Origin of the sequence: Asticcacaulis sp. MM231, from assembly GCF_964186625.1 — a bacterium.
GTDB lineage: Bacteria > Pseudomonadota > Alphaproteobacteria > Caulobacterales > Caulobacteraceae > Asticcacaulis.
Genome location: NZ_OZ075108.1, coordinates 3053757 through 3069218, shown reverse-complemented (window position 1 = coordinate 3069218; position 15462 = coordinate 3053757). Strand labels below are relative to the sequence as shown.

At 61.5% G+C, this 15462-nt stretch carries 16 protein-coding genes; 6 read left to right on the top strand and 10 right to left on the bottom strand.

Features of this window, described 5'->3' with window-relative positions:
* Nucleotides 1-78: 78 nt before the first annotated feature.
* The 3 genes from ABQ278_RS15040 to ABQ278_RS15030 form a co-directional block, all read right to left on the bottom strand.
* Nucleotides 79-2196 (bottom strand): TonB-dependent receptor domain-containing protein, encoded by a 2118-nt coding sequence (locus ABQ278_RS15040; RefSeq protein WP_349320302.1) that lies wholly within the window; start codon nt 2194-2196, stop codon nt 79-81.
* A gap of 147 nt (nt 2197-2343) precedes the next feature.
* Nucleotides 2344-2844 carry an SRPBCC domain-containing protein gene (locus ABQ278_RS15035; RefSeq protein WP_349320301.1) on the bottom strand — a complete coding sequence of 167 codons (501 nt, stop codon included), beginning with the start codon at nt 2842-2844 and terminating at the stop codon, nt 2344-2346.
* On the bottom strand, nt 2825-3184 hold the full coding sequence (locus tag ABQ278_RS15030) for a metalloregulator ArsR/SmtB family transcription factor (protein ID WP_349320300.1): 360 nt from the start codon (nt 3182-3184) through the stop codon (nt 2825-2827). The genes ABQ278_RS15035 and ABQ278_RS15030 overlap by 20 nt, the downstream gene beginning before the upstream one ends.
* Nucleotides 3185-3503: 319 nt before the next feature.
* On the opposite strand from ABQ278_RS15030, the gene ABQ278_RS15025 reads away from it, so the two are divergent.
* Nucleotides 3504-4001, top strand: coding sequence for a DUF805 domain-containing protein (locus tag ABQ278_RS15025; protein WP_349320299.1), 498 nt, complete (start codon nt 3504-3506; stop codon nt 3999-4001).
* A gap of 138 nt (nt 4002-4139) precedes the next feature.
* Here ABQ278_RS15025 and fba read toward each other — a convergent pair whose 3' ends face one another.
* From fba to ABQ278_RS14995, 6 genes are all read right to left on the bottom strand, one after another.
* Nucleotides 4140-5177 carry a class II fructose-bisphosphate aldolase gene (gene fba, locus ABQ278_RS15020; RefSeq protein ID WP_349320298.1) on the bottom strand — a complete coding sequence of 346 codons (1038 nt, stop codon included), beginning with the start codon at nt 5175-5177 and terminating at the stop codon, nt 4140-4142.
* Nucleotides 5178-5443: 266 nt separating this feature from the next.
* A complete protein-coding gene (locus tag ABQ278_RS15015; RefSeq protein WP_349322178.1) occupies nt 5444-6619 on the bottom strand; it encodes a phosphoglycerate kinase in 1176 nt (391 codons plus the stop codon).
* A gap of 6 nt (nt 6620-6625) precedes the next feature.
* Nucleotides 6626-6955 (bottom strand): hypothetical protein, encoded by a 330-nt coding sequence (locus ABQ278_RS15010; protein WP_349320297.1) that lies wholly within the window; start codon nt 6953-6955, stop codon nt 6626-6628.
* Nucleotides 6955-7977 carry a type I glyceraldehyde-3-phosphate dehydrogenase gene (gene gap, locus ABQ278_RS15005; protein ID WP_018081285.1) on the bottom strand — a complete coding sequence of 341 codons (1023 nt, stop codon included), beginning with the start codon at nt 7975-7977 and terminating at the stop codon, nt 6955-6957. The genes ABQ278_RS15010 and gap overlap by 1 nt, the downstream gene beginning before the upstream one ends.
* A gap of 197 nt (nt 7978-8174) precedes the next feature.
* Nucleotides 8175-9719 carry a HAMP domain-containing sensor histidine kinase gene (locus tag ABQ278_RS15000; protein ID WP_349320296.1) on the bottom strand — a complete coding sequence of 515 codons (1545 nt, stop codon included), beginning with the start codon at nt 9717-9719 and terminating at the stop codon, nt 8175-8177.
* Between the two features lie 7 nt (nt 9720-9726).
* Nucleotides 9727-10467: a response regulator gene (locus ABQ278_RS14995; protein ID WP_349320295.1), complete on the bottom strand. Its 741-nt coding sequence runs from the start codon at nt 10465-10467 to the stop codon at nt 9727-9729.
* A gap of 215 nt (nt 10468-10682) precedes the next feature.
* Between ABQ278_RS14995 and ABQ278_RS14990 the strand changes: the two genes are divergently transcribed.
* Both ABQ278_RS14990 and ABQ278_RS14985 read left to right on the top strand, forming a co-directional pair.
* Nucleotides 10683-11216: an EF-hand domain-containing protein gene (locus tag ABQ278_RS14990; protein WP_349320294.1), complete on the top strand. Its 534-nt coding sequence runs from the start codon at nt 10683-10685 to the stop codon at nt 11214-11216.
* A 175-nt stretch (nt 11217-11391) separates the two neighbouring features.
* Nucleotides 11392-11856 carry an EF-hand domain-containing protein gene (locus ABQ278_RS14985; RefSeq protein ID WP_349320293.1) on the top strand — a complete coding sequence of 155 codons (465 nt, stop codon included), beginning with the start codon at nt 11392-11394 and terminating at the stop codon, nt 11854-11856.
* A gap of 300 nt (nt 11857-12156) precedes the next feature.
* On the opposite strand, the gene tkt is transcribed toward ABQ278_RS14985, so the two are convergent.
* Nucleotides 12157-14151, bottom strand: a complete 1995-nt coding sequence (tkt, locus tag ABQ278_RS14980) for a transketolase (protein ID WP_349320292.1) — start codon at nt 14149-14151, stop codon at nt 12157-12159.
* 172 nt (nt 14152-14323) lie between these two features.
* Between tkt and ABQ278_RS14975 the strand changes: the two genes are divergently transcribed.
* The 3 genes from ABQ278_RS14975 (at nt 14324) to ABQ278_RS14965 (ending at nt 15429) form a co-directional block, all read left to right on the top strand.
* A complete protein-coding gene (locus tag ABQ278_RS14975; protein WP_349320291.1) occupies nt 14324-14620 on the top strand; it encodes a hypothetical protein in 297 nt (98 codons plus the stop codon).
* Nucleotides 14620-14946 (top strand): cell division protein ZapA, encoded by a 327-nt coding sequence (locus ABQ278_RS14970; RefSeq protein WP_349320290.1) that lies wholly within the window; start codon nt 14620-14622, stop codon nt 14944-14946. The genes ABQ278_RS14975 and ABQ278_RS14970 overlap by 1 nt, the downstream gene beginning before the upstream one ends.
* A 102-nt stretch (nt 14947-15048) precedes the next feature.
* Entirely contained in the window at nt 15049-15429 is a 381-nt protein-coding gene (locus ABQ278_RS14965; RefSeq protein ID WP_349320289.1) for an endonuclease domain-containing protein, read from the top strand.
* Nucleotides 15430-15462 lie beyond the last annotated feature (33 nt).

The window sequence follows — 15462 nt, the reverse complement described above, 5'->3', positions numbered from 1 at the left end:
TTAAGTATTTAAAGTAAATATTGAAATATAGTCTAATTAATACTGAATTTCATTCGGTGTGATGCGGCGGGGTGGCCGTTACTTCGCCCCGCCCATCCAGTAGCTCAGCCCGACGAAAAACACCCGCCCGCCGCTCAGATTGGCGCCGACCGACGACACCGACGCCGTCTGCATCGTGGTGCGCACCAGTCCGCCATTATAGATATCGCTGGCGCTCACTGTCAGGCTGAGGCGCGGTTTCAGCTTGCGCTTCCACGACAGGTTGACGGCGCTGATGCCGGAGCGCGTGCCCTGCGCGGTGATGGTGTCGCCGGACAGATTGCCGTCCAGATGCAGGCTGTCGGTCGTGGTCGGCTTGTAATCGAGCGAGACCTGCGCCGTGCCGGACACTGCCGAATGGCGCAGGGTGCCGGACATATCGTCGGCCTGGAGTTCGGCGCAAAACACATTGCCTGACAGGCTGTATTTCCACTTTTCGCCCCACTTGCCGGAGGATTTAGCCGACACCCCGCCCGAGCGGCCATTGCCGGCGTTGCGCTTGGTGGTCAGGAGCACATCGGCCGACAGAAAATAACTGTAGTCGGTGATGGTGCGCTCGCTCTCGCGGTAATAGGCGGTGGCCGACCAGCTATTATCACCGCGGCTGTGCTCGTAACCGCCCTCCAGCGCGCTGACCGTTTGCGGCTTCAGGTAAGGGTTGCCGGAGCGCAGGTTCTGCGGATCGGTGTAGGCGAGGAAGGGGTTGCGGTCGCGGGCATCGGGGCGCTGGAGGCTGCGGGTATAGCTCAGTTTCCAGCGGTTTTCGTCGCTGAGGATATAGGCGGCATGCAGGGTGGGCGACAGGTTACCGAATTCGGAGCGGGTTTGCATGACGCTGGTGATCTGGTTGCCGCGCGTCACCACGCCTTCTACGCGCGCGCCGGGCTGGAACTGCCACTTGCCGAAGCGCCCCTGCCACGTCACGTAACCGGCATAGAGGCGTTCAGTGACGACAAAGCGATTGGTCAGGCCGGTTTCGATCGTCTCGGCGCCGGTGGTGGGGTCGATATCGCCTTTCAGGGTGTCGAAGCGGTTGTTTTCGCGCTGGATATCGAAGCCAGTGGCGATCTCCTGCGTCGCACCGAAAGGATGGTTGTAATCGCCCTTCAGGTCGTCGCTGGCGGTAACCGTTTTGCCGAAGAAATGCTCGATCCGGTCGGGCTGGACGGGCAGGCTGTAGATATTGCGGATGGTGCGGTCGTTGCGGTTGCTGGTCAGCGAATGGTTGGCGCTGAGGGTGAGCTTGTCACCATTGGCCGCGTTGCGCGTGAAGGACGCCTCGGCCTCGATATCGTCCTGCTGGTTGGGGCCCGTCTTGGGGCGGACATAGTCGCGGATCAGCTTGCCGGCGCTGTCGAAATCCTGACGGAATTCCTGCGTGTGGTTGTTGGAATAGCGGTGGCTGGCCGAGGTCTGGAAGTTCAGCGTGTCGGTGTCGTTCAGCGTATATTCGATCTCGCCCTGCACGCGGGTGGACTGGCGGCGGCCGAAAAACGCGGAAGAGACGGTGTTGCGGCCGGAGGTGCCGTCGGCCAGATTGCGCCAGGTGCGGTCGTCGCGGTTGATCGTCTGGCGCACATCGTCGCGCATGCCGATGCGGCCGCTGAGATTGAGCTTGCCGTTATTATAGTTGCCCGAAAGCGTGGCGTTGCGGCGATCGTCATTGCCGATATTGGCGATAAGCATGCCGTTGGCGCCGGGCTTGCGGTCCGATTTCAGCACCAGATTGACGATGGCGCCGCCATTGGTGTCATATTTGGCCGAGGGGTTGGTGATAACCTCGACGCTGGCGATATCGCCGCCGGACATGGATTGCAGGGTGGCGGCGCGGTTCTCGCCCTTCATCATGGCCGAGGGCTTGCCGTTGATATAGATCTGGACATTGCCATTGCCGCGCAAGGATACGTCGCCATCGGGGCTGACATTGACCGAGGGCACGGTATTGAGCACATCGGCCGCGGTGCCGCTCTGGGTGGCGGCGCTGTCGCCCTGATTATAGATGGTGCTGTCGATCTTGCGCACCACGTCCGGCTTTTTGGCCGTGACGGTGACCACCGTGGTGTCGTCTTTTTTGTCGGCAGGTTTAGCCGTTTCCTGCGCAAGAGCGGGCATACCCGCGCACAGGTTCAGGCTCAGCAGAATGAGCGAGCGTTTCATGATGAGATCCGGGAAGCGCGTTGCCCCTAATGAAAACGCGCGCTCAGGACATAGCACATTCCGAATCACCCGTCAGGTGATTTTTGGTTAAGAAAAGCTTAAGATTGAGCGGGTTGCGGGTGCAGCGCTGTTTATCCGGCAACACTGTCACGCGGGGCCTGTACCCGGCTCGCTGAGGATGTTCTCCAACTGGTCGAATTGCTCGTCGAACCCGCTGGTTGCCCCCGTCTCCATGGCCTCATCGAGCGCTGCCTTTGACGGATAGAGGTCGTGCCACGTGACCAGGGTCGTGCCGCCGCGCTCTTCGAAGGTCACCGTGGTGATGGCACCCGCATCGTCACCTTCCTCATTGGTCCAGACGATGCGGGCGTTTGGTACGACGTCGAGGTAACGGCCGAAGAACGCCATCGGCTGTTCGACCGACGGGTGGCTTATCATCAGGCGGTAAGTGCCGCCGGTGCGGACGTCCATTTCGCATGACACGATGGTCATGCCGAACGACTTTGGCGTCCACCAACGCCTGAACAGTTCCGGCTGACTCCAGGCCTCGAACACAATGCGCGCCGGCCCGTTGACCGTCCGCGTCACAACGAATTCGCGCTCGGATGTGCGCTCTGCCGTCGTGCGGTTATCCTGACCTTGGCCCATCGGCTGCCTCCTTCTGTTTTAATTCATCGACAAGTGTATCCAGGGCATCAAAGCGCGCGGCCCATAGCTGACGATGCCGCTCGATCCATGCCGCCTCTTCTTCCAGCCTGCGCCGGCCGAGCCTGCAGGTGCGCACGCGCCCGACCTTTTCGGTGGTGACCAGACCCGCCTGCTCCAGAAGGCCGACGTGCTTCTTCATGCCGGTAAGGGTCATGTGGAACCGGTCGGCCAGGTCGGTGATCGACGCATCGGCGTGTCCGAGCTGCTCCAGAACGCCGCGGCGGGTGGGGTCTGAGAGCGCGGCGAACGCCGTATCGAGGCGGGCTATATACTGAACCATTTGGTTCAGTATATAGCCCGCTTGTTCAGAACATGCAAGAGCGTTGTGCGGGGATGAAGCGGTGCCTAATAGCCGGGCGAGGGGTGAAAATGATCTTTGGAATGAAGTGCTGCCATTGCCCGCTGGGACATCCAGGAGAAGGCATATCTTTGCCCTTTGCGGAAGTAGTTACTTTCGCGAACTCAAGCAAACGGACGTCTGCTATTGGTCAACATATTTGCTGCTGGCGCCCATGCGAGTCAATCCCCGCGATTGGCGCAGATTCCGTAGACAGACGAGCAGAGCCGTCATATGAAATGAAGCTACTAGAGGGAAACGCATGAATAAGCTGTTTGACTTTGCCGGAACACTGCAGCGCCGAGACTTCTGGATGGGCTGCATGGTTTGGTTTTCGGTTTCGATATGCTTGTGCACTGCTTGGTTTTGGCTCGAGTCGCGTCACGGCGCGTCCGGCGCTAGTCTGATATTGGTGCCCTTGCGAGCTGCAATACTTGTTCCCAACCTGTCGCTCAACGTGCGGCGCCTGCACGACGCCGGATGGTCGGGGTGGACTGCTCTATTCCTTTTACTTCCGCAGGCACTAGGGATATGGGCCGTAACGGAAATGGGCAAGGAAATGGATCTGCTGGAACAAAGGGCCAATGCCGGTGATTACACAGCCGACGACCAGAAAAGCATCCAAGAAATGGGCGATCTACTCTTCGAAGCATGTCTGGTCTCTGGGGTTCCCGGGCCGCTCCAATTCCTTTTTGCCCTCGTGGTTGGCCTACTGCCGCCTAAGTTGCGAAACGGCACGCTTGGGCAGTGCGTGTCGTAAAGTAGGTGTAAACGAGTTCCGCCTTGGGCGCAAAACTACCCATCGCCTACTTCGCTGCGGGCATCGCGCCTTTCCCTGACCCCAGCAAAAAGGCCACCGCGATCGGGTGGCCTTTACCGCGCTCAAAACAAGCGATCCTTACAGGTAGAACTGCGCCATGGCGCTGAGACCGACCGGCTTGATCTTGGGGGCATTGCCCGCCGTGCCGAACTGTTCGAAGCGCTCCTCGCAGACCTTCTGCATCAGGGCGTAGGCTGGCTTGAAGTAACCGCGCGGATCGAAGCCGGCGGGGTTTTCGGACATGGTCTTGCGGATGCCGGCGGTGATGGCCAGGCGCAGGTCGGTGTCGATATTGATCTTGCGCACGCCCGAACGGATGCCGCGTTGCAGTTCCTCGATCGGCACACCCCAGGTTTGCGGGATGGCGCCGCCATAGGCGTTGATCTCGTCCTGCAGATCCTGCGGCACCGACGAGGAGCCGTGCATGACGAGGTGGGTATTGGGCAGGCGCTTGTGGATTTCCTCGATCACGCCCATGGCCAGCACGCCGCCATCGGGCTTGCGTGAAAACTTGTAGGCGCCGTGGCTGGTGCCCATGGCGATAGCCAGCGCATCGACGCCGGTTTTGGCGACGAAATCGACGGCTTGGTCGGGGTCGGTCAGGAGCTGATCATGCGACAGCACGCCCTCGGCGCCGTGGCCATCCTCGGCCTCGCCCATGCCGGTTTCCAGCGAGCCGAGCACGCCCAGTTCGCCTTCGACCGACACGCCGCAGGCATGGGCCATCTCGACCACCTTCTTCGTGACATCGACATTATACTCATAATCGGCGGGGGTTTTGGCGTCGGCCATCAGCGAGCCATCCATCATCACCGAGGTGAAGCCGTGCTGGATCGCCGAGGCGCAGGTGCCTAAGCTATTACCGTGGTCCTGGTGCATGCAGAGCGGAATTTCGGGGTAGATTTCGGCCAGCGCATTGATCATGCGCTTCAGCATCAGGTCGTTGGCATAGGCGCGGGCGCCGCGCGAGGCTTGCAGGATTACCGGGGAAGCCGTCTTGCGGGCTGCTTCCATGATGGCGATGCCCTGCTCCATATTGTTGATATTGAAGCCGGGGACGCCGTAGCTATGTTCGGCGGCGTGATCGAGGAGTTGTCGTAGGCTGATGCGAGCCATTATTTTCCCTTTTTCTGGCCCCTCTGTGGTGGTCTGCAAACGCCCGTCTTCTTCCGCTTCGCTGCTCACGTACCGAAGTACGCTCCGCTGCGAGGCTCAGAAGCCAGTCATTTTCAACTCACCACAGCGGGGCCAATACCTGTGGTGAGCGGTGCCGGCCCTGTGGCGGGGCCGGTCGTGGTTCGGACGGCTTGGTCTTTGACCTGTTTTGAACCGTCCGGATGTAAATTTTAAATAGGTCAATAGCCCTGCAACTATTGTTCCAATTACGCTTCCAGCGCCGCGACGCCCGGCAGAACCTTGCCTTCCATCCACTCCAGGAAAGCGCCGCCGGCGGTCGAGACGAACGTCATGTCGTCGGCCACACCGGCATGGTTCAGCGCAGCCACGGTGTCGCCACCGCCTGCCACGGCCACCAGCTTACCCGATTTGGTTTGCGATGCAGCAAATTTCGCGGCAGCGACGGTTGCGGCGTCGAAGGGTGGCAATTCAAACACACCCAGAGGGCCGTTCCAGATCAGGGTCCTGGAGCCCGTCATCACGGTGGTGAGGGCCTCGACCGTCAGGGGGCCTGCGTCGAAGATCTTGTCCTCGGCGGATAATGGCGCGTTCAGCGATTGCGTGCGGTGTGGGGCATTGGCCTTGAATTCCTGCGCCACCACGATATCGAGCGGCAGCATGATCTTGCAGCCTTTCGTTTCGGCTTCGCGCAGGATTTCGAGCGCGGTATCCTTCAGATCCTTTTCGCACAAGGAGCCGCCGACATCGTGGCCCTGCGCGTAGAGGAAGGTGTTGGCCATGCCGCCGCCGATCGCCAGCGCATCGAGCTTGCCTACGAGATTTTTCAGCAGGTCGAGCTTGGTCGAGACCTTGGAGCCGCCGACAATGCCGAGCGTCGGGCGCTCGGGGTTGCCCAGAGCCTTGTCCAGCGCGGTCAGTTCGCGGCGCATCGATTCACCGGCATAGGCGGGGATCAGGTGGGCAACGCCCTCGGTCGAGGCATGGGCGCGGTGGGCGGCGGAAAAGGCGTCGTTGACATAGATATCGCCAAGCGCGGCCAGTTGTTTGGCAAAGCCGGCGTCGTTAGCTTCTTCGCCGGGATGGAAGCGGACGTTTTCATAGAGCACGACGCGGGCGGCGCCGGCATAGCGCTGATCGAAGCTCTCCGCGAAGGCGACCTCTTCGCCCAGCAGGGCTGAAAGGGCAGGCGCCACGAAGGCGAGCGACATGGCCGGCACGACCTTGCCCTTGGGGCGGTCGAAGTGGGCCAGCAGGGCGACCTTGGCGCCCTTGTCGAGCAGCTTCTTTATGGTCGGCAGGGCGACGCGCAGACGGGTGTCGTCGGTGATGCGGCCATCCTCGACCGGCACGTTGAAATCGACGCGCACCAGCGCGGTCTTGCCATTGAGATCGGAAACATCGTCGAGGGTTTTGAACATTATGGTGCCTCAAAAAGCGTTGCAAACTGGATAGGCAAAACGATAGATGTTTTGGGCGCTTAAAGCGAAAACGAGAAATGCGATCACTAATAAGGCCAAGCCAAGGCGCGTTCGGTTGCGCCAGGCAAATACGCAGGCAATTGCCACCCAAGCCACCATCAAAGCGAAGAATGTCGCATAAACAGGTATACCAGGGTCGACGCCTAAAATTTTATACGTACCTGTGTAAATGTAGTTTCGAACTACGCACACGAAGGTCATGCCAATGGCGGCTAGGAATCCTGTAACAATAAGGGCGACCCCTTGGATAATTAGCCAAGGCGTCGCCGATATCTTCATCAGAGGAACTTGCCGAACGCCACGGCCGTGTCGGCCATGCGCGAGGAGAAGCCCCACTCGTTGTCGTACCACGACAGGACGCGGACCAGTTGGCCCTCGATGACCTGGGTTTGCGGCAAGGCGAAGGTGGAGGACGCCGGATTGTGGTTATAGTCCGAGGAGACCAGCGGCGCGTCGCTGTAGTCGAGCACCCCCTTCATCGGGCCGTCGGCGGCGGCGATGATGGCGGCGTTGATCTCTTCCTTGGTGACGGCGCGCGACGGCGTGATGACCAGATCGACGACCGAGACGTTCGGGGTCGGCACGCGGATCGATGAACCGTCGAGCTTGCCCTTCAGGTGCGGCAGGACCAGGCCGACGGCCTTGGCAGCGCCGGTCGAGGTCGGGATCATGCTGAGGGCGGCGGCGCGGGCGCGATACAGGTCCTTGTGCATGGTGTCCAGCGTCGGCTGGTCGCCGGTGTAGGAGTGGATCGTCGTCATGTAGCCGCGCTCGATGCCGCACAGGTCCGACAGCACCTTGGCGACCGGCGCCAGGCAGTTGGTGGTGCACGAAGCGTTGGAGATGACGACATCGTCAGCCGACAGGGTGTCGTGGTTGACGCCATAGACGATGGTCTTGTCGGCATTGTCGCCGGGGGCCGAGATGATGACCTTCTTGGCGCCGGCTTCGATGTGCGCCAGGGCCTTTTCCTTGCTGGTGAAGATGCCGGTGCATTCCAGGGCGATATCGACCTTGAGATCCTTGTGCGGCAACTCGGCCGGGTTCTTGATCGCCGTCACCTTGATCGGGCCGTAGGTCTTGCCATTGGCGATGATGATCAGGCTGTCGCCTTCGACCTTGACCTCTGCCGGGAAGCGGCCGTGCACCGAGTCATAGCGCAGCAGGTGCGCATTGGTTTCCACCGGGCCCAGATCGTTGATCGCGACGACCTCGATATCCGTACGGCCATGTTCGATGATCGAACGCAGGACAAGACGACCGATGCGGCCAAAACCGTTGATGGCGACACGTAAAGCCATGGGGAAATCCTTTTCTGAAAGAGCAGCGTCCCGGACGCATTGCGCCGTGGTTTTTTCGCCTTAAGGCTTTGAAGTCAAGCCTTAATTCGCGCACCCACCTATATGATAGCGCTATCAACTCAATTCCAGTCCCGATCCTTACAAGGCCTGCAAAAAACCTCTGTCGGATGGTCGAAAATGCAACGAGATCGCGGGGCTTATTTCAGGCTGAGCGTCGGCATGACCAGCAGCAGTTCGAGGCCGATCACCTGCCTGCCGGCGTAGCGGTTGGTCGCGGTCAGGGTGCCGCCTTGCGCCTCGGTCAGGGCGCGCGCCACCGAAAGGCCAAGGCCGGTGCCGCCGGTATCGCGATTGCGTGACGATTCCAGCCGGTAGAAGGGCTCGAACACTGTCTCTAAGGCTTCCAGCGGAAGGCCGGGGCCATCATCGATGATGCGCAGTTCGGCCTTGTCTCCGCGTGACGACAAATCGATGCGGCAGCCGCCGGCGTAGCGGGCGGCGTTTTCCACCAGATTGGTGATGATGCGTTTCAGCGCCACACCGTCGCCCTTGACCATGATATTGTCTTCGATCAGGGGCGGCTCCATCGTGCAGACGGCGCACAGGTCCTCGGACAGGCTCTCGACCAGTGACGACAGGTCGAGCGGCCGCAGGGTCTCGTTCATCTTGTGCGCGCTGGTGAAGCTCATGGCCGAACGGATCAGGCCGTCCATGTGGGCAATATCGCCGCCCAGCTTTTCACGCATCGGGCCGGGCAGGTCTTCGATACGCAGCCGCATGCGCGCCAGCGGCGTTTTCAGATCGTGGGCGATGGCGGCCATCAGAGCGGTGCGGCTCTCGACCTGCTTGCGGATACGCGTCTGCATCTCATTGAGCACATCGGCGGCGGCGCGCACCTCGCGCGGACCGACCGAGAGCACCGGCGGGGCGTTCTCCTCGACGCTGAGCTTGGCGGCGGCTTCGGAGAAGGCGATGATGGGGCGCGAGAGGCGCTGTGACAACCACCAGGCCAGAGGCAGGATGAGCAGGGCGGTCAGGCCGAAACCGAGCAGAAGACGCGCCTGCCACGGCTCGATCAGCACCTTCGGCGGGGTGATAACGCGCCAGGTGCCGTCCTTCAGCTTCCAGGCGGCGTTGAAGGCGGGGTAGAAGGTGTCGGTGCGTTCGACGCCAAAGGAGACCCGGGGTATGGCGCCGGCATTTACATCTGCGGGCATGTCCGCCGGCAGCGGCTGGTCGCCGAAGGGGCCGCCATCGCGCTGATTGTAAGGGCGCGGGCCGCCATTATCGGGTGGACCGCCGAAATTGCCATCACCCATCATACGAACCGAATTATAATCACGCATCGGCCCGTTGAACCGTTTGCGCTGCGGGAAACGGACGATGATGGTATCGGCGGGCACCTTGAGTTCGGCGGCCAGGCGCTGGGCGATGAGGGTCTGGAAACCCAACGGACGTTGGCCCCGCGTGTCTTCAGCCTTGATGAAAGCCGGTTCGCTCGTCACGGTCTGGGCGGTGAGCCGGTGGCCGTTCTGCAGCCTGACCTCGCCGGTGCGCAGCGCGGTGACCACCTCGTTCAGCGAATAGCCTGACGGCAGCGGCTCAGGCGCTTTCAGCACCACCAGCGCTGGGATGACGATGGCGAGAACAAGCACGGCGAGGCTTAAGCCCATCACCTGCCAGAAAATCGGCAGGGAGATGAGGCGCGGACGGCCAGGGTGCGGTTTGGGCTTTTCGGACAAGCGGAGACTACTTGAGAGGTTTGAACATATAGCCGATGCCGCGGATCGTACGGATGATATCTTCGCTGGTGTCGTCGCTCAGCTTGCGGCGCAGGCGTGAGATCTGCACATCGATGGCGCGATCGAAGCTGTCGGCATTGGGGCCGTGCAGGTAATCGAGAATCTGGTCACGCGACAGGGCGCGGCCGGGACGATCGAGGAAGACGCGCAGCAGTTCGAACTCGGCGTTGGAGAGCGCCACCTGAACGCCATCCGGGCGGACGAGGGTGCGCTTGATGTTGTCGAGCTGCCAGTTGAAGAAGTGCGAAATCGGCGACTTTTCGCCGCGCGAGGCGCTGTTTTCACGGCGGCGTAGCACGGCGCGGATGCGGGCCAGAAGTTCGCGCGGATGGAAAGGCTTGGCCATGTAGTCGTCGGCGCCGAGCTCCAAGCCGACGATGCGGTCGATTTCCTCGCCGCGCGCGGACAGCATGATCACCGGTGGTCCGCCCTGCTCGTTGATGCGCTTGCAGATGCTGAGGCCGTCTTCACCCGGCATCATGTAATCGAGCACGACGAGCGCGATATCGCCGCGCGTCATCGCTTTTTCCATATCGCGGCCATTGGCGGCGGTCAGAATCTCAAAGCCGTTCTGACCGAGGAAATTGCTGATCAGTTCGCGCAGGTCCTGGTCGTCATCGACCACGAGGATGCGGAGGGGCGCGGCGAGTTGCGGTTCGTTGGTTTGGGGCAGGGGGGCTGAGGACATGGAACACTCTGGGGGGAGGGGAGGGGCTGTTCGGTGTGTGTCCTGAATGACGCACGCTTGCGGCTTTCGAATGTCAACACAGTAATATTAAATCTTAGTTTCGCCCCATTATGCGCCAGCGTGACATCGCCGGGCAACATGGCGCGCGCATCCTGACGACCAGCAAGCCCTGTCATGTTCGACCGGGTCTGCCTGCTCAAAATGAGGACAACAGCATGATGAAAACTGCCTCCTGGATGGGCCTCGGTCTGGCCGCCGCCCTCTGCGCATTGCCGGCTTCGGCTGAGGCGCCCAACGCCAAAACCAAAGGCACAGCCGGAACTGAACTTGACGGGCCCAAGCGTCCGGTGTTCAGCGATATCGACACCAATAAGGATGGCACGATCAGCCAGGCTGAGTTCGAGGCCTTTAAGCCCAAAGGCCCGGAAGGCCGTGACGGTCCGCCGCCTCCGCCTGAAGGGCGCGGTGAGGGGCCCGGAGGGCCGCGTGGACACGATGGTCCCGGTGGTCCCGGTGGTCCTGGCGGGCCTGGCGGACCACACCGCATGGGGCCGCCCGATCTGAAGACGCTCGATAGCAATGGCGACGGCAAGGTCAGCTTTGCTGAATTCTCGGCGCGCGCAAAGGCGCTGTTCGATAAGATCGATACCGATCATGACAGCGCGTTGAGCGAGGCCGAGTTGAAGGCGCCGCCGCCGCGTGGCTTGGGCGGCGAGGATGGCCCGCCGCCACCTACGCCGGAAAAGTAATTCAGATCAGGTGTTTACGCTGAAAAGAGATGCCGTGGATGGCATAACCTGGCCGGGGCGCAAGCTCCGGTCTTTTTTTATGCAAAAAGCGGCGACGGAAAGTTTCGCAGCCGTCGTTAGATTGGATAACGGCACGAATGGGGACTGTTCTTTCATACCTTAAGGAACGCAATCCATGTCACGCAAACTGACGTTTGTTTCTCTGCTGGTGCTCGGTGCTGCCCTTGCTAGCGGCGCTGTTGCCCAGACCTCTGCCCCTGCAACTCCGCAGGGCCATGGCCAGCACTTCGACGCCATGGACACAAACCACGATGGCGCGATCGACAAGACCGAAGCCAAAGGACGCCTTGCCAAGGCCTTCGACGAGATCGACCCGAACAAGGATGGCAAGTTGACGAAGGACGAGATCAAGGCCGGCTGGCAGGCGCGTCGCACTGTAAAGCAGGCCGATCGTCTCGCCCGCCTCGATACCGATAAGGACGGCAAGCTGTCCTGGGCTGAAGCCGAAGCCGCCGCGAGGGCGCGTTTCGACAAGGCTGACGTCAACAAGGACGGCGTCCTTGATGCGGTGGAAATGGCGAAGGGCCACAAGGGCTGGCGTCATCACCGCAAGGATACGGCGCCCCGGCAAGGGCGCTGAGGGCTTCTGTCATATTCGTATCTCCCCGGAGCGGACATGACAGATTGGAGCTGTGACGGCCGCCGCCGTCACAGCTCTTTCTTTCGAAAGAGCGAAGATGCGCGCACTGTGCTCAAGAAGCGAAGCGTTAGCACGCTTCTAAGGCATGCGCGGCGGGCGCTATGCCGGTTATCCGGTCGCCCTTGACGAAACGCGACTAGTCGTCACGTTTCGGAATTATGCTTCAAGCTAATATTTCAGGCATGAAAAAATCCCCGCCCGAAATCGGACGGGGATTTAATTTTTTTGTCATGTCTTGCCTTAAAGCGCGGCCTTGGCCTTGGCGACGACGGCCTCGGCGGTGATGCCGAACTCCTTGTAGAGGCGATCGGCAGGGGCCGAAGCGCCGAAGCTCGACATGCCGACGAACACGCCGTTCTCACCGATGAAGCGTTCCCAGCCGAACTTGGCGGCGGCTTCGACCGCCACACGCACCGGCGCGGTGCCGATGACCGAGGCCTTGTAGGCGTCCGGTTGGGCCTCAAACAGATCCCACGACGGCGTCGAGACGACGCGGGTCGGGATGCCGTCGGCTTCCAGTTGTTTTTGCGCGGCGATGGCGATGGAGACCTCGGTGCCGGACGAGAAGATCGTCACCTTAGCCTCAGCCGAGGCGGCGCTCAGCTCGTAAGCGCCCTTGGCCGACAGGTCGCCGGCGCTGTTGCGCACGGCGGGCACCTTCTGGCGCGACAGGACCAGCATCGACGGGCCCTTGGCCGCGATGGCGGCCTTCCAGCATTCGGCGGCCTCGACCATATCGGCCGGACGGAAGACGTGCAGGCCGGGCATGGAGCGGTAGGACGCAAGATGCTCGACCGGCTGGTGCGTCGGGCCGTCTTCGCCGACGCCGATCGAATCGTGCGTCATGACGTGGACGACCTTGGCGCCCATCAGCGCGCCCAGGCGGATGGCCGGACGGCAGTAATCGGAGAAGACGAAGAAGGTGCCGGCATAGGGCAGGACGCCGCCATGCAGGGCCATGCCGTTCATCGCCGCGGCCATGCCGAATTCGCGCACGCCGTAATGGACGTAGCGGCCGGCATAGTTGTCGATATCAAAGGCCGTCATGCCCTTGACCAGTGTATTGACCGAGCCGGTGAGGTCGGCCGAGCCGCCGATCATGGACTCCAGGGTCGGGGTCAGGGCCGCCAGCGCCTTGCCGGAGCAGGAGCGGGTGGCGTCGGCAGGCTGGGTGGCGATGGCGTCAGCAATGTGGGCATCGAGCGCCTTGAAGGCGTCGGCCGGGAGTTCGCCAGACATGGCGGCGGTCAACTCGGTGAACTTCGGATTGGCTTTCGCCTTGGCTTCCCAGTCCTTGCGCACCTTGGTGCCCTTGCGGCCGGCGGACAGCCAGGCCTTCTTTACGTTGTCCGGCAGGGTGAAGGGCTCGTGCAGCCAGTCCATATGATGGCGGGCAGCGGCGATTTCATCATCCATCAGATTGTAGCCGTGGCCGTGCTTGTCGCCTTCCTTGTCACCGGCGCGACGCGACACGGCGGTCTTGCAGGCGATCATGACCGGCTTCTTGCGCTCCAGCGCCCAGCGCATGGCGGCGGCGATCTTCTTGTGGTCATGGCCGTCGACGGCCTTGACCGCCCAGCCGGCGGCCTTGAAGCGGGCGAGCTGGTCGCCGGTTTCGGCCACGGTGGCGTAACCGTCGATGGTGACATTGTTGTCGTCGAACAGCACGATCAGGTTGTTGAGCTTGAGGCGGCCGGCCAGCGAGATGGCTTCATGCGACACGCCTTCCATCAGGCAGCCGTCACCGGCGATGACCCAGGTCTTGTGGTTGACGAGATCATCACCGAAGCGGGCGTTGAGGTGGCGTTCGGCCATGGCCATGCCGACCGCGGTGGCCAGGCCCTGACCGAGCGGGCCGGTGGTGCATTCGACACCGGCGGTGTGGCCGTATTCCGGGTGACCTGCGGTGGTGGAGCCCCACTGGCGGAAGTTCTTGATGTCTTCCATCGACACCGACTTGTAGCCGGTCAGGTGGAGCAGCGAATAGATCAGCATCGAGCCGTGGCCGGCGGAGAGCACGAAACGGTCGCGGTCGGCCCAGTCGGGGCGCGACGGATCGTACTTGAGGAACTTGGTCCACAAGACGGTGGCGACATCGGCCATACCCATTGGCATGCCCTGGTGGCCCGACTTGGCGCGGTGGACGGCTTCCATCGAAAGCACGCGGATCGCATCGGCCATCAGGACGCCGGACGGCTTGGCGCCGGGGATTTTGTCAAGAACGCTTGTGGACATGGGTGAGTCTCTATTAAAGTATTAACGTGGCATGGGGATTTGTCGTGCCTTTAACCGATGTTGCCGGTTAAGTGTAGGAATTAATGCGTACACGGTGCAATTCTTGCCCCATTTATAGGCCAGGTATCTGGCTGGCGGGGCAAAGCGGACCAGAAACGTAAGGAGATCGGTCATGGAACATACGCCCAATCATCCCGGTGGCAGCCTGAGCCTGGCGGTGGATCGGCTTGATCGCGCCCTCGAAGCGCTAGAAGCCCGCGTGCGCGCCCTGCAATCAGGCGAGCCCCTGCCGGCGTTCAATGGCGGCGAAGCGACCGGCGTCAAAGATGAATACGACCGCGTGCTGGCCGAACTGGAAGAGGCGCGTATCTCCAATGCCGAACTGGCGGCGGCGGCCACCGAGGCCCACGCGGCGCTGGGCGCGGCGGCGGCCAATATCCGCCAGATGCTGAACAGCGAGGCGGCGTAATGGGTGAGGTTACGGTCAGGGTCAACCAGAAGCCCTATACGGTCGGCTGCGCCGACGGTCAGGAAGGCCGCGTGCAGGAACTGGCGCGCAAGTTCGACGAGCATGTCGAGATGGTGGTGTCGGATGTCGGCGCCATTGGCGAGGTGCGTTTGTTCCTGATGGCGGCGCTACTGATGATCGACGAAATGCAGGATCTGCGCGCGCAACTGGATGAGGCCAACTCGGTCAATGCCCGCATGAACGCCGGCGCGCATGAAATGGAACGCAAGGCGGCCTTTGCCATTGCCGATGCCGCCGCCCGCCTTGAAAGGCTTATGGGGGCTTAGTTTCTAATACCTCCCCGCTTGCCGGGGTTTGGCGTCAGCGAAAGTATAGCTTTCGCAAGCCATGGGACCGCGCCGAAGGCGTGGTGGTGGGGTTTCTGACTTATGACGGAACGCAAGATCGCTCTGGCGCGTCAAATGCGCCGCAAGTTGACGCCACCTGAGTTCTTGCTGTGGGAGCGACTCAAGGATCGCTCATCGGGTTTGGTTTTCAAACGCCAACAAGCGATCGGACCTTACATCCTTGACTTTTATTGCCGCAAGGCGCGCCTGGCTGTCGAAGTTGATGGCGGTCATCATGGCTACGATGCGCATAGAATGCGCGATGAAATTCGCGATATTAGGTTTCGTAACGAAGGCATTGAAACCTATCGTGTTTCAGCCGCGGAAGTTCTTCAAAATCCGGATGCTGTGGCCGATGGAGTTTGGCTTCTGGCTCTGGAAAGAAGCCAGCAAGATACCCCACCACCATTCAGCAAGGGCTGAATGGTCCCCCTCCCCGGCAAGCGGGGAGGTATA

What these genes read in the sequence shown, in the direction of transcription:
- ABQ278_RS15040 (WP_349320302.1), bottom strand. Translation starts at nt 2,196, where the DNA reads ATGAAACGCTCGCTCATTCTGCTGAGCCTGAACCTGTGCGCGGGTATG.
- ABQ278_RS15035 (WP_349320301.1), bottom strand. Translation starts at nt 2,844, where the DNA reads ATGGGCCAAGGTCAGGATAACCGCACGACGGCAGAGCGCACATCCGAG.
- ABQ278_RS15030 (WP_349320300.1), bottom strand. Translation starts at nt 3,184, where the DNA reads ATGGTTCAGTATATAGCCCGCCTCGATACGGCGTTCGCCGCGCTCTCA.
- ABQ278_RS15025 (WP_349320299.1), top strand. Translation starts at nt 3,504, where the DNA reads ATGAATAAGCTGTTTGACTTTGCCGGAACACTGCAGCGCCGAGACTTC.
- fba (WP_349320298.1), bottom strand. Translation starts at nt 5,177, where the DNA reads ATGGCTCGCATCAGCCTACGACAACTCCTCGATCACGCCGCCGAACAT.
- ABQ278_RS15010 (WP_349320297.1), bottom strand. Translation starts at nt 6,955, where the DNA reads ATGAAGATATCGGCGACGCCTTGGCTAATTATCCAAGGGGTCGCCCTT.
- gap (WP_018081285.1), bottom strand. Translation starts at nt 7,977, where the DNA reads ATGGCTTTACGTGTCGCCATCAACGGTTTTGGCCGCATCGGTCGTCTT.
- ABQ278_RS14995 (WP_349320295.1), bottom strand. Translation starts at nt 10,467, where the DNA reads ATGTCCTCAGCCCCCCTGCCCCAAACCAACGAACCGCAACTCGCCGCG.
- ABQ278_RS14990 (WP_349320294.1), top strand. Translation starts at nt 10,683, where the DNA reads ATGATGAAAACTGCCTCCTGGATGGGCCTCGGTCTGGCCGCCGCCCTC.
- ABQ278_RS14985 (WP_349320293.1), top strand. Translation starts at nt 11,392, where the DNA reads ATGTCACGCAAACTGACGTTTGTTTCTCTGCTGGTGCTCGGTGCTGCC.
- tkt (WP_349320292.1), bottom strand. Translation starts at nt 14,151, where the DNA reads ATGTCCACAAGCGTTCTTGACAAAATCCCCGGCGCCAAGCCGTCCGGC.
- ABQ278_RS14975 (WP_349320291.1), top strand. Translation starts at nt 14,324, where the DNA reads ATGGAACATACGCCCAATCATCCCGGTGGCAGCCTGAGCCTGGCGGTG.
- ABQ278_RS14970 (WP_349320290.1), top strand. Translation starts at nt 14,620, where the DNA reads ATGGGTGAGGTTACGGTCAGGGTCAACCAGAAGCCCTATACGGTCGGC.
- ABQ278_RS14965 (WP_349320289.1), top strand. Translation starts at nt 15,049, where the DNA reads ATGACGGAACGCAAGATCGCTCTGGCGCGTCAAATGCGCCGCAAGTTG.